This window comes from Streptomyces sp. NBC_01384 (genome assembly GCF_045040035.1).
GTDB lineage: Bacteria > Actinomycetota > Actinomycetes > Streptomycetales > Streptomycetaceae > Streptomyces.
In genome coordinates this window covers 4,771,260-4,783,681 of sequence record NZ_CP109559.1, presented here as the reverse complement: position 1 = coordinate 4,783,681, position 12,422 = coordinate 4,771,260, and the positions used below count along the sequence as shown (strand labels likewise).

16 protein-coding genes are annotated in these 12,422 nt (G+C 67.3%); 13 read left to right on the top strand and 3 right to left on the bottom strand.

The annotated features are described in order from the left end of the window. Window positions 1-18 precede the first annotated feature (18 nt). The gene (locus OG747_RS21900; RefSeq protein WP_405881039.1) at window positions 19-1,452 is read left to right on the top strand and encodes an FAD-dependent oxidoreductase; all 1,434 of its coding nucleotides are present in this window, start codon (window positions 19-21) and stop codon (window positions 1,450-1,452) included. A gap of 15 nt (window positions 1,453-1,467) precedes the next feature. Here OG747_RS21900 and OG747_RS21895 read toward each other — a convergent pair whose 3' ends face one another. Next, complete coding sequence (locus OG747_RS21895; RefSeq protein ID WP_405881038.1) at window positions 1,468-1,863, bottom strand: ArsR/SmtB family transcription factor; 396 nt, start codon at window positions 1,861-1,863, stop codon at window positions 1,468-1,470. A 206-nt stretch (window positions 1,864-2,069) separates the two neighbouring features. On the opposite strand from OG747_RS21895, the gene OG747_RS21890 reads away from it, so the two are divergent. Both OG747_RS21890 and OG747_RS21885 read left to right on the top strand, forming a co-directional pair. Beyond that, a complete protein-coding gene (locus tag OG747_RS21890) occupies window positions 2,070-2,738 on the top strand; it encodes a helix-turn-helix domain-containing protein (RefSeq protein WP_405881037.1) in 669 nt (222 codons plus the stop codon). Then, window positions 2,731-3,393, top strand: a complete 663-nt coding sequence (locus OG747_RS21885; RefSeq protein ID WP_405881036.1) for an arsenate reductase ArsC — start codon at window positions 2,731-2,733, stop codon at window positions 3,391-3,393. Before OG747_RS21890 ends, OG747_RS21885 begins: the two co-directional genes overlap by 8 nt. A 209-nt stretch (window positions 3,394-3,602) precedes the next feature. On the opposite strand, the gene OG747_RS21880 is transcribed toward OG747_RS21885, so the two are convergent. Then, on the bottom strand, window positions 3,603-4,688 hold the full coding sequence (locus OG747_RS21880; protein WP_405881035.1) for a TniQ family protein: 1,086 nt from the start codon (window positions 4,686-4,688) through the stop codon (window positions 3,603-3,605). A 441-nt stretch (window positions 4,689-5,129) separates the two neighbouring features. On the opposite strand from OG747_RS21880, the gene OG747_RS21875 reads away from it, so the two are divergent. Together OG747_RS21875 and OG747_RS21870 are read left to right on the top strand one after the other, a co-directional pair. Continuing rightward, on the top strand, window positions 5,130-5,312 hold the full coding sequence (locus OG747_RS21875) for a hypothetical protein (protein ID WP_405881034.1): 183 nt from the start codon (window positions 5,130-5,132) through the stop codon (window positions 5,310-5,312). 92 nt (window positions 5,313-5,404) lie between these two features. Then, window positions 5,405-5,866 (top strand): hypothetical protein, encoded by a 462-nt coding sequence (locus OG747_RS21870; protein ID WP_405881032.1) that lies wholly within the window; start codon window positions 5,405-5,407, stop codon window positions 5,864-5,866. Between the two features lie 234 nt (window positions 5,867-6,100). On the opposite strand, the gene OG747_RS21865 is transcribed toward OG747_RS21870, so the two are convergent. Then, a complete protein-coding gene (locus OG747_RS21865; RefSeq protein ID WP_405881031.1) occupies window positions 6,101-6,433 on the bottom strand; it encodes a hypothetical protein in 333 nt (110 codons plus the stop codon). 58 nt (window positions 6,434-6,491) lie between these two features. Between OG747_RS21865 and OG747_RS21860 the strand changes: the two genes are divergently transcribed. The 8 genes from OG747_RS21860 (at window position 6,492) to OG747_RS21825 (ending at window position 12,396) form a co-directional block, all read left to right on the top strand. Next, window positions 6,492-7,562 (top strand): nucleotide kinase domain-containing protein, encoded by a 1,071-nt coding sequence (locus OG747_RS21860; RefSeq protein WP_405881030.1) that lies wholly within the window; start codon window positions 6,492-6,494, stop codon window positions 7,560-7,562. Between the two features lie 65 nt (window positions 7,563-7,627). Next, entirely contained in the window at window positions 7,628-8,194 is a 567-nt protein-coding gene (locus OG747_RS21855; RefSeq protein ID WP_405881029.1) for a dTMP kinase, read from the top strand. Between the two features lie 78 nt (window positions 8,195-8,272). Then, a complete protein-coding gene (locus OG747_RS21850) occupies window positions 8,273-8,710 on the top strand; it encodes a hypothetical protein (protein ID WP_405881028.1) in 438 nt (145 codons plus the stop codon). Continuing rightward, on the top strand, window positions 8,707-9,582 hold the full coding sequence (locus tag OG747_RS21845) for a hypothetical protein (RefSeq protein WP_405881026.1): 876 nt from the start codon (window positions 8,707-8,709) through the stop codon (window positions 9,580-9,582). Before OG747_RS21850 ends, OG747_RS21845 begins: the two co-directional genes overlap by 4 nt. A gap of 1 nt (window position 9,583) precedes the next feature. Next, window positions 9,584-9,973, top strand: a complete 390-nt coding sequence (gene acpS, locus OG747_RS21840) for a holo-ACP synthase (protein WP_358630455.1) — start codon at window positions 9,584-9,586, stop codon at window positions 9,971-9,973. After that, window positions 9,966-10,412 carry a helix-turn-helix domain-containing protein gene (locus OG747_RS21835; protein ID WP_405881025.1) on the top strand — a complete coding sequence of 149 codons (447 nt, stop codon included), beginning with the start codon at window positions 9,966-9,968 and terminating at the stop codon, window positions 10,410-10,412. The genes acpS and OG747_RS21835 overlap by 8 nt, the downstream gene beginning before the upstream one ends. Then, entirely contained in the window at window positions 10,409-11,647 is a 1,239-nt protein-coding gene (locus OG747_RS21830) for a protease inhibitor I42 family protein (protein ID WP_405881024.1), read from the top strand. The genes OG747_RS21835 and OG747_RS21830 overlap by 4 nt, the downstream gene beginning before the upstream one ends. 113 nt (window positions 11,648-11,760) lie before the next feature. After that, the gene (locus tag OG747_RS21825) at window positions 11,761-12,396 is read left to right on the top strand and encodes a C1 family peptidase (RefSeq protein WP_405881023.1); all 636 of its coding nucleotides are present in this window, start codon (window positions 11,761-11,763) and stop codon (window positions 12,394-12,396) included. The last annotated feature ends 26 nt before the right edge of the window (window positions 12,397-12,422 follow it).

Here is a 12,422-nt window from a genome sequence, read left to right as displayed (position 1 = left end):
TCCGACGGAGGTATCCCGGTGGCCAGCAAGCGCATCGTCGCCATCGGCGGCAGTGACGCCGGCATCAGCGCGGCCCTGCGCGCCCGCGAGCTGGATCCCGACAGCGAGGTCACCGTGGTGGTGGCCGACGCCTACCCGAACTTCTCCATCTGCGGCATCCCCTACTACGTCTCTGGCGAGGTCGGCCACTGGAGCGACCTCGCCCACCGCACCCTCGACGACCTCAAGGCCACCGGCATGCAGGTCCGCACCGACACCCTCGCCACCGCCATCGACGTCACCGGCCGACGGCTGATGGTGCGCGGCGCGGGCGGCTGGATCGGCGAACTGCCCTACGACGCGCTGATCGTGGGCACCGGAGCAGTCAGTGCCCGCCCGCCCATCGAGGGGCTGAGCGGACCGGACGCGCTCGGACCGGCCGATGGCGTGCATCTGCTGCACAGCATGGGCGACACCTTCGCCGTGATGCAGTCCCTCGCCGCCCGCGCCCCGAAGGCGGCTGTCGTCGTCGGCGCCGGCTACATCGGCCTGGAGATGGCCGAAGCCCTCACCACGCGCGGTATCCACGTCACCCAGATCGAGGCTCTGCCCGAGGTCCTGCCCACCGTCGACGCGGAACTCGGCGCCCTCGTCCACGCCGAACTCACCACCCACGGCGTCGAGGTCCTCACCGGCACCCAGGTCTCCGCCGTCAGCCGCGGCCCGGGCGACAACCAGCTCCTCGTCCAGGCCACCGGACCGGATGGCAAGACCTTCACCCAGGTCACCGACCTCGTCCTGGTCGTCGTCGGCGTACGCCCCGACACCGCCCTCGCCGCCGACGCCGGAGCCAAGCTCGGAGTGAAGGGCGCGATCGAGGTCGACGAGTACATGCGCACCTCACTGCCCGACGTGTACGCGGCCGGGGACTGCGTGGTCACCCACCACCGCCTCCTCGGCAGGACCTGGCTCCCGCTGGGGACGACCGCCCACAAGCAGGGCCGCATCGCCGGCGAGAACGCGCTCGGCGGCCACCGCTGGTTCGCCGGCAGCCTCGGCACCCAGGTGGTCAAGGTCTTCGACCTCGTCGCCGCCCGCACCGGCCTGCGCGACCACGAAGCCGCAGCCGCCGGGCGGGGCTGGACACCGGCGACCACCGCGAGCCGTCCCGACGACCACAAGGCGTACTACCCCGGCGCCACGCCGATCTCGATCCGCGTCACCGGCGACACCGCAAGCGGCCTCCTCCTCGGCGCCCAGCTCGTCGGACGCCGAGGTGCGGAGATCTCCAAGCGCGTGGACACGTACGCCACCGCGCTCTTCCACGGCATGCCGGTCGACGGCCTCAGCGAACTCGACCTCTCCTACACCCCGCCCCTGGGCTCCCCGTGGGATGCCGTCCAGGTCGCGGCGCAGGCATGGATGAACGAGCACCACCTCGACGTCCAGCGCCGCATGGTCCAGACGCCCTGAGAGCGGCGACGGTGCTCAGGCGGCTGCGGTCTCGGCCTCCGGCTCACCCACCGGCTGCAGTATCTCCCGTATGCGGCGCAGCCCGTCGTGGTCGACGGAGTACCAGGCCCAGGTCCCGCGCCGCTCACGGTTGAGCAGCCCGGCGTCCGTCATCACCTTCAGGTGATGGCTGACGGTCGGCTGCCGCAGGCCGAGGCATTCGGTCAGGTCGCACACGCACGCCTCGCCCTCGGGGGCGCGTTCGATGAGACGCAGCAGCTGCAGCCGGGTCGGGTCCGCGATGGCCTTCAGCATGGCGGCCAGCCGCTCGGCTTCCTCACGGTCGATCAGCATGCAGGACAGAGAGGGGCTGCACGTTCCCGGCTGATCCACCACCGCCTCCGCAGCCTCGCCAGGAGTAGAGATAGCCATCCGCCCACGATAAACGGCGGCTGCGTGTTCTCCCGCGGTCCGAAGACGGAGGCAGGCAGTTGTTCACCTGGGGTTCGCTCTGCACGTCGCCGTCCTGGCCGCCGCTCTGTGGTCGGCGGGTGTCCCGACCCTCGCGCCCTGTATTGACACGCAGGATTGGCTCAACGAAAATTGAGTCAATGAACGTTGAGTGGTCTGCATCGGTCGTGGCGCGAGCACAACGGCACGCGGCACTGGGGGAACCCGCGCGCCTGGCGATCATCGACCGGCTGCTGCTGGGCGACGCCTCACCCGGCGAACTCGGCCAGGAGCTGGGCCTGCCCAGCAACCTCCTGGCCCACCACCTCAAACTGCTCGAACAGATCGGCCTGATCGAGCGGTCCCGCTCCGAAGGAGACCGACGGCGCACCTACCTGCGCCTACGCGTGCAGGCCCTGGCCGACACCATGCCGACACCCCTGCGTACGGCACCCCGCGTGGTGTTCGTCTGCACCCACAACTCCGCCCGCTCCCACCTCGCCGCGGCTCTCTGGAAGCGCCACAGCACCGTGCCTGTCGCCTCGGCGGGAACCCAGCCCGCCCAACGCGTCCACCCCCGTGCCGTCGCGACCGCACGCAAACACGGCCTGTCCCTGGCCCATGCCCGTACCTCTCACATCGACGAGACGCTGCGCCCGGACGACCTGGTGGTCGCCGTCTGCGACAACGCTCACGAACAGCTCGGCCCCCGGGTCCCTGACCGCCTGCACTGGTCGGTCCCTGACCCCACCCGCACCGGCACCGACGACGCCTTCGCCGACGCCCTGAGTGATCTCGCCGACCGGGTCGACCGGCTGGCTCCCGCCGTCCGCCCTCCTGGAGGCAGCGATGACTGAGACCGCGCCCGTCCCGCACCGCAACCTGAGCATCGACCAGCAACTCGCCCTGCGTACCGCCGCCACCCACCTCACCCGCGAGTTCGACGGCGTCTTCGGCCAGGAGACCATCGAGCGGTTCCTGCACATCAGCTACGACCAGTTCGCCGGCCGCAGCACCATCCCCAACTTCCTCCCGCTCATGGCCGAACGCTTCGCCCGCCAGCGCCTGCGCGCCCTGGCCAAGGTCGAGGGCCACCACGCCGACGGCAAGCCCGTCGTGCTCTTCCTCTGCGTCCACAACGCCGGACGCAGCCAGATGGCCATGGGCTTCTTCCAGCACCTCGCCGGCGAGGGCGCCGTCGCCTGGTCGGGCGGATCCGAACCCGGCAACGAGGTCAACCCGGCCGCCATCGCAGCGATGAGCGAGCGCGGCATCGACATCTCCCGCGAGTTCACCAAGCCCTGGACCGACGAGATCGTCCGCGCCGCCGACGTCGTCGTCAGCATGGGCTGCGGCGACGCCTGCCCCGTCTTCCCCGGCAAGCGATACCTCGAATGGACTCTGGACGACCCCGCCGGCCAGTCCGTCGACGACGTCCGCCCCATCCGCGACGACATCGAGCGCCGCGTCCGCGGGCTTCTCGACGACCTGGGCGTCCCGGCACAGCACTGACCACGCACGGGGCGCGCTGAGCTCTGGCCCGACCCGACGCCGAGGTGTTTGAGCGCGCGGTAGGCGGCCTCCCCGACCGTGCCCCGTCCACTCCGGCACCAGCACGCCACGACAGGGAAGCTGAACCGATGGCAGCCCGCGCCACCTCAGCTCGGCCGTACGGTCCGGTCACGGCGGCCCACTTCGCCGATTCGAAAGGCGAGTTGTGGTCAGAGCCAGCCGCCGAGAGTGATCAGCCCGCGGTGCACCAGCGGCTCGACGAAGGGATTGGGCCGGAGTGAAGGCCCGTACGCCAACTCCGCCACGTCCATGCGCCATGGCCTATGCCGGTGATCGAGGAGCCGAAGGTCGACGATCCAGTCAGCGACCTCGCTGGCGGAATACCCGCGGCGCAGAAGCTGGTCCGCGGCATACACGGCGGCCGCCACCCGAAGTGAGTCGGTCCACGGCCTTCTGCCTTTCCTCTGCCGTTGGGAGGTACTCCTGGGTGAGCGCACCGCATATCGCAGGAGGGGATCACCGCGCCGCACTATCGACGGCGACAGGAGCGGGATCAGCACGGCTGACAGGGCCACGAGCTGCCTGTCCTCATGCGTGGGCGTCCCATCGAGCCATGCGTTGACACGCCCTTGCAAGGCAAGAACGGAGTCGTCACTCACCGGCACGGCCTGGCACAGAGCCAGCGGGAAGCCGCATGGTTCTCCAAGGTCGTAAGTCCATTCACCCTCGTCGGTCCAGTTCGCGCAGGTTCGCTCAGGTGGGGCGTCGTGCCGGAATTCGACGGTGTCCCAGCAGGCCTGGCATTCCGTCACTACGTACACACCGTGATCCACGCACGCGAACGACCACGGAAGTTTCCAGCCCAGGAGCCAGCGCGGACTGTCGTTGCCCCGTAGACACTTTGGGCACCAGCGTGCCTGCGAGTGGTGGAACCAAGCCCCCTTGTGCCATTGCTGAACCGCTACACCGTCGGACGAGAACAGCGGCAGATGCGGTAGCGCGTTGCCGGCGTAGCGTGCCAGGGTCATCGCGTGCAGGCGCTCGGCGTCGATCCCGGTCAGCTTCTCCATCCGCCGAACCACAGGATCGGACAACCGCATTTCGCCCGCAGAAAGCCCGCCGATCCTGTCGAGGTGAAGTTCCCGAAGGAGCGGCTTCATCTCGAAATCCTGTTGCTGGGCGAGTGCGCCGATCCAACTGGTCAGTGACTCCCCGGGGATCGGCTGAACCGCTGGCTCAGTCAGGGTGCGGCGCGGTGGGCGACGCTTCTGCGCCGTCTTCTTGGCAGTACTCACGACGGGAATCCTGTGGCAGGTGCACTCTGCCGAACCTTGGCTTGTGAGCGGACCACCGATGTGGGTGATCAGGGAACGTCCTCGTTTACGGGATCTCGGTCGGTCGCAAGTCACCCATTAGGGCGCTTGAGTGTGCTATTCGAATAACATCAAGGAAGAGTTGGAGGCATGGACGATGCCCACTCGGATGGCCGCGACGTAGTACGTCCTGTCCTCATCGATTCCCCGAAACGCCGACTCCTCCTGATGCCGGCTGCGCCGGACAGCGAATTCTGCTGCTGGACCGTGCCGACACTCCCCATTCGTCCCGGTGAGACCGTCCGACGCGCGGCAAACCGGCATCTGAGGCGCGATGCTCACCTCCCCGCGCTTCGCATCCCGCCGCTCATCGGCCGGCTCTCCCGCAGGGACACACCGCAGGGCGTTCAGTACGTCGTCGTGGTGCGCCCTGCAGCGGAGAGCTGGCCGTCGGCCGTCCGCTTCGCGCTCGCCCCGGAAGCCCGGTGGTGGACGACGGCCGAATTGCGGTTGGCCGGGGAGCTGGTCGAGCCCGCTGAGCTGCTCGACTTCATGGACGGCTACTGGGACGGGTGGCTGCCGGACGGAGAGATCTCGCTCGAGTAGCGGTCTGACTCACGCCACGGTTCTCGGCCCGGACGGCGCGACCTGAAGCACTGGCATCTCGTGCGCCCGACCCCCAGCAGGGAGAGCAAAAAGTGACCGTGCACGCCATCGAGATCACCCTGACCCGCACTATCGAGGCCGCCGAACTCAAGGCCGCACAGCAGGAAAGTGCCCTACTGATGGCGGCTGCCGGGGATCGGAAACGGCTCGTGGTGCTGGTGACCGCCAAGAACGAACGACGGGCCGTGAGGAAGATCTGGAGACGGTTGGAGGACGTACTCCCCATCGACGTGCTCTGCACCCTCTTTCCGGGGCCCGACGGGAAGTACCTCATGAGCATCCCCATGAGTGAGGAGGTCCAGGAGCGGGTCCAGAGTCTGGCGGCAGCCGAGCAGCAAACTCCCGAGGAGTACTTGGAGCAGGCGATCGCTCAGGCGTTGGCCCGTGACCGTTCGACGCGACGAGCGCAACTGGACTGCTCGCTGAACGAACTGCTGCGCACCTACAGTCCTGAGGAGGTCTCCGGGGCTGCGGCTTGGCGGATCGGAATGTGACTGCCCTTGCTAAGGCTCTGCGCCCCGTCCGACAGTGACCACTCGGTGAAGTTTGACGCTGCGCTTTCGGCTACTGACGTGGGTCCATTGCAGGACGCCTTCGTGCTGGACCCGTCCTGTGCCATTTCCCGAACCGTTGCCCGCCTTGTCGTCGAAGACCTCGATCGTGGTTAGTGGGAGACCTGGGGTGATCATCGATGCGGCGGTCGGCTGTCGTTCCAGGTCTGTTATCGATCAAGGCAGTGGAATAGCGGCGTGGAGCAGTCGGCATGTGTTGACGAGCATGTCCCACAGCCCGTCGTCACGGCGGACCTCGTGGTAATTGGGCCCGCGTAGACGGTCTTGTGGTTGAGGGGCCAGGAGACCGGAGTCCACCAGGCGTTTAACTACTGGGCGGACGAGGCTGTCGGTCAGCCCTGTGCGTGAGGCGACCATGCGCACAGTGACAGGTGTGTCGCCGGTGGCGGACGTGAGATCGACGATTGCCACGACCACCTCGGCCATATAGCGATTGCCGAACAGCGCCGATGACCGCCTGCGCAACGCTTCCCGGGTGTCTCCGTCCACACGTATAGTGTGACGCGTTACGTGAATCGCGTCACCCTAGATGCGGAGGCGTCCTGCGATGGGTACTGCGATGACTTCTGGCGCCACCCTCAAGGGCCTCCAGTGCGAGCTGGATCTGGCGCTGCCTGCGGAGCGTGGGGCGTCGCTGGACGAGCAGCCCGCACTGTCCCCCATCCGGGTCGCCGGGCGTCTGCTCCATCCGACGCCCGTGTTCGACACGTACTGGCAGTTCGCAGCGCGTCGGCACGCGGTCTATCAGGCTCGGCTTGAGGGCAGGCCCGGTCCCTGGACCGATGATCCAATCCTGCTGCGTCACCGGTTCACCAATTGCTACCGGGCTGCGGATCGGGTCAGCCAGTTCCTCATTCGCCACGTCTCCTACACCGGCGCGCAGGACATGCCGGAAGTGGTGTTCCGGACCTTGCTGTTCAAGATGTTCAACCGCGTCTCAACCTGGGAGCTGCTGAGCGGGGAGATCGGGGAGATCTCATGGAAGGACTTCAGCCGCAGCGCCTACGACGATGTGCTGACCCGTGCCTTTGCCGCAGGCCGCAAGCTGTATTCGGCGGCCTACGTGATTCCTCCGCCGCGGCTGGGAGCAGACCGCAAGCACAGCAATCACCTGCGGCTGCTGGAGTTGATGATGACCACGGACGTGGGGGGACGCATCGCGCGCGGCGGGTCACTGCGCGCGGCCTTCGAGGTGCTGCGGTCATATCCGGCGATGGGTGACTTCCTCGCCTATCAGTTCGCCATCGACCTGAACTACTCCGCCGTCTTCGACTTCGGCGAGATGGAGTTCGTCGTGGCCGGCCCGGGAGCACGCGATGGTATCCGCAAGTGTTTCGGCCGCCCGGCCGACGGCATCGAAGCAGACGTCATCCGCTATATGGCCGACCATCAGCAGGAGCACTTCGCCCGCCTGGGCCTTTCGTTCACCGGTCTGGCCGGCCGCCCACTGCAGCTCATCGACTGCCAGAACTTGTTCTGCGAGGTCGACAAGTACGCCCGTGTGGCCCACCCTGAGGTAGCCGGACACAGCGGCCGCAGCCGGATCAAGCAACTGTTCCAGCCGGTGCCTGAGCCGGTCGGTGCCTGGTTCCCGCCGAAGTGGAACCTGTCGGCCTGACGCACCCGGAGGCGGACTTGGCCACAGTCCCACCGAACCTCGTGCACCTTGTCCCGGGGACCCTGGTGGTCCTGGAAGGCCTGGACCGCAGCGGCAAAAGCACGCAGAGCGCCGCCCTGGCCCGCCTGCCGTGGGCCGATCCCGTGCCACTGTTCATGCATCTACCCTCCGGACAAAGCCGTTTCACCGAGGGCGTCTACCGACTGACCGAACAGGCGCCGATATCCTCTGCGCTGGCACGCCAACTGATGCACCTGGCCTGTCACGCCGAGAACATCGACACCCTGAGCGAAGCGCGGGACTGCAGAGGAGCCGTCCTGGACCGCTGGTGGTGGTCGACCGTGGCCTACGGCTGGTATGGCGCACACCTGGCGGAGGAGGGGCTGGACAAGGATGCCTTCTTCGGCATGATCGATCTTGTCTGGTCCGGCCAGCCGGCCGATGTGGTCTTTCTCTTCACGACCCCGCACGAAGCCGACGTCCTCAACCGCGAACCGGTCCGCGAGGGCTACCGCCGCCTCGCAGCCGAGCACAGCACCATGACCGTGGAGGTCCCGTCAGCGGACCTGGCCACCACCACCGATTTCCTCCTCTCCGCTCTGCATGAGCGGGGCCTCGTGACGCTCTCCTGACCCGCCGCCTGGCCTCGACCCAGGCTCACCGGCGGACGCCCCTTGACAGCAATGTCGGAATATCCGACCATCGATGTCATGACAGAGAACATGCACAGTGCGTCAGGCGCTCCGCTGTTCTTCCCCCCGCCCGCCCCGACGGCCGCACCGCAACTGTCGGCGCCCGGGTGGGCCGCCGGCTGCGACCCGAGCCAGGGGCCCTCGGCCATCCGCCTGGACCGCCACGCACTGCAGGCCATGACCGAACCGGAGATGCAGCAGCAGGTCCTGGAGATGCTGATGTGCCTGCGCCGGCAGAGCCTCCAGGACATCGCGAACAGTCCCGCGCACGCGGACGGCACCCCGGAGATCGACAGCATGACCGCGGTGTGGGTGGTCTCCACCGTCGGCAAGGCCTTCGACCGGCCCCTCGTTCGGCTGTCGAGCGTCCGGCGTGAGAGCCTGCGCAGCGTCGGCGGAGTTGCCGCACTCATCCGGGAAGCCATCCCCGGGCAACTGATGATCGGTGCGGCATGAGCGACTACGTTGAGCCGGCCGAAGACCTGGGCGAAGCGTGGCTGCGCACGCTGGAACTCGTACATGCCCGCGGCGGGCGGCGAGTCAACGTGCTCACGACGATCAGCGATCCCCTCGCGTTGGAGGAGTCGGCCGTGCGAGCGGCGATCGATGCCGTCCTGGTGCCCGGTCCCCACAAGAGCGGCACGATCCACTCGGTGCAGACGGTAGCGAGCACTATCTTCCCTCAGGATCTCTACCAGGCTCCTTCCGTGGCCTGGGATCCGGCACTGCCCGATGAGCAGAAGCAGCGCCTGGACGAGGCGGCTGACGATCTCTACGCGGCGTACGGCGACATGCTCCCGCTGCTGCGTACCGCCGATGGCAACAACCGCGGCACGTACTTCGGCCGCATGGTCAGCTGGCCGGGAAAGGAAGCGGGAGGCTACAACCAACTGGCCGACCGCGTAACGTACTTGCGCAACGTGCGTAGCGCGGGACGCCGGACGCACAATCTGTCCGACATAGCGGTTGGCGGCGAGGCGGAGCCGCCCGAGGACCATCCTCCAGCCCTGCGGGATGCAGGCGTCCAGGTCTACGCTCCGACCGACCGACGTCAGCGTGGCTTTCCGTGCCTGGTGCACATCGACCTGACCCTGCTGGACGGTCGGCTGAGCATGCTCGCCGTCTACCGTCATCAGTACCTGGTCACCAAGGCATACGGGAACCTGGTCGGCCTGGCACGGCTGCTGGCGTTCCTCGCGCAGCAGACGGGCTTCGAGGTCGGCGAGCTCGCTGTACAGGCGACGATGGCGGACACCCAGCAAAGCGACTTCGGCGGCCGCAAGGGGATCAAGGCTCTCATCGACTCTGCTCGGAGCAAGGGCGGCTAGCATGATCGGGATAGTGCTGCAGACCGGTGTCGACATGGTCGACGTGGAGCGGCTGGCCCGTATGGTCACCCTGTCGGGGGACGCTTTCCTCGAAAGTTCATGGACGCCCGCAGAGCGCTTGTACTGTGCCAACCGCCCTGAACGCTTGGCATCGCGGTGGGCCGCGAAAGAGGCAACGATGAAGGCGCTGGGGCAAGGAGTGGGACAGATCAGTCCTCTGGAGGTCGAGGTAGAGGCCGCCGAAGGACAGATGCCCACCCTGCTGCTGAGCGGCAACGCCGCGGCCCGCGCGCGCCAGCTCCATCTGGATACCTGGTCAGTATCACTTACGCACGAGGACCGTTGGGCTCTCGCATTCGTCGTCGGACTAGGGAATACAGGCCATGGATAAAAGCAAGCCGCACAGGCAGCCGGACGGCGGTCAGCAGCCAACCGAGCAGCAGCAAGTCGGCCGGCGGCTGCGCACCGCACGCGAGACCTTGGGGCTAACCCAGGATGATGTCGCCGGCGCCCTTAGCGTTCCTCGTACCAGCGTCACCGCTATGGAATCAGGGCAACGCAACGTGACCGCCCTAGAACTGAGGCGGTTGGCACGGCTGTACCGCCGGACCGTCCACTGGCTGCTTGGCGAAGAAGAGGAAGCCGCAGTCGACAACGCCTTGTACCGTGCCACCGCTGAACTGTCCGAGGACGACAAGGAACAGGTTCTGCGATTCGCGCAGTTCCTCGCGGCAGCGGGCTCACCCCCCACCTCCCGAAAGCGACGCAGCGCACCCGCGCCGCTCGGCCCCCCGCCCACTCCGCCGACCCAACCACCAGGCCAGCAATGAACACCCCGTTCCTGGGCCGGAGCCGCCGCGCACTTCAGGCCGCCGCCAGCCTCCTCGACGAACTCCACATCGATCAGGAAAAACCGGTGGACGTCTTCCAGGTGATTGAGCAGCTTGGACTGTGGCTCGTCTTTCAACCCCTTGACGTCCTGCTCGGCGCTGTACTGCCACAGGGCAACGGCGGCATCCTGATCACCACCGAACGGCGGCCGACGCTCCAGCGCTACACCGCCGCTCACGAAATCGGCCACTGGGAGCTGGACCACAATCAGCTGTCATTCGACACCGACCATGACGTTCTAAGCCCCGGCGTCAACGAGCGTGAACGGCTCGCCCAATACTTCGCCTCGTACTTCCTCATGCCACCCCCGCTGGTCCACGCCGTGGCAAGCCGTCACGGCATCCGCAGGCGCGAGAACGTCTCCCCGGCCCAGGCGTACCTCGCCGCCCGAGACATGCGCGTCAGCTACGAGGCCGCCCTGCGGCAGATGAACAACCTGCAGGTGATCACCGAACACCAGCGCGACACCCTGCTGCAAACTCAGCCTCTGCGGGCAAAGCAGGACCTGGCGTACGGCCACCGGCCAGAAACGGGCTCCGCTGACGTGTGGACCCTGGACCTGCGCGCCCCTCACCAGCAAGTCGACGTCCTCATCGACGACGAAATCGTGATCACACTGCCGGAAAACCGCTCCACCGGATACCGCTGGCTGGACGACAACCTCAACGATCAGCGCGCTGCCCGCAGAGCGCGCCCTGCCCCACCCCCGCCCCTCGTCAACAGCGGCACAAGCACTGCCGCGGATACTCAGCCGGCATCGACCGCAACGCGTCGGCCGACAGAGCGGACCGCTGCGGACGGTTCCCTGCAGGTCGTCTTCGACGCCTACGAGCCAGGCTGGGCTCCAGTGACCTCGCGCAACGCTCAGGCCGTTCGACGCCATCTCGCCGCCGCAGACCACACTGGGGACAACCAACTCGAACTCGCCGGAGAGGTACTGGTCCCGTCAACCCCCGGCGTGGGAGCCACAGGCCGACGATGGATGGCATTGAAGGCACAGGCAGAGGGCACCTCCACCTTCCAACTGCATTATGCCGCCCCATTCGAGCCGCGGACACCGCCGGCAGCCACTTTCACTGTCGAAGCGACCGTCCAGCCAGCGCCTCACGTGCGGCACCGCCGCCACCTGCTCCGCGCACTCCTTGATGACACAGACGATGGATCACCACGGTGAGCCCTACCTCCACGACGCCCGAACCCGCCCCCGGGACCGGAACAGGCCCAGTCCTACCAGCGACCGCCACCCGTCCCCCGGTGGACCTGCGGCCGCGCCTCGCAGCCGACCCCATGTTTCAGGGACCCCGGCCTGTGTGCGTTCCCATGGCTGTCTCCGTCGGCCACGAAGTCGCTCGGAGCGGCGCTGGTTCGCCCCCAGGCACCCTCGCCCCCGAGTCCATCTGGTGGTACTGCAGCGAGCGCGGCCAGACAGGATCAGAGGGAATGCTCGTGACCGACGCGGCCGAGGCACTGACCAAGGTTGGTCAGCCGCCCATCGAAACCTGGCCTTTCAACGTCGACCTCGGGATCAGCACTGAGCAGCCGCCCGCGACCACTGCAGAACCCCCGTGGCACACCGGCACATTGTCCCCGCTCGACCTAGCTCACGATGGTGTGGAAGACGCGCTGGAAGACGCACTGGCAGCAGGGTCAGCGGTGTTGATGGTCCTGGAAGTCACGGACGAGTTCCTGGAACCAGACGACGACGGACACGTCGCGGTGCCCGACCCAGCCTCGGCCCTGGGCGACTACCACGCGGTGGTATGCGTAGGCGCCGCCACACACCCCACATACGGCAGGCGCCTGCTGATACGCAACAGTTGGGGCGTGTACTGGGGGCTCGGAGGCTACTGCTGGCTCCCGCTGCAATATCTCGTTGCCTTCGCCCCGCAGGCAGCAATAATTCACCCGGCTCAGAGCAGTTAGGTCCTGTAGCGCGGCACCGACGAGAG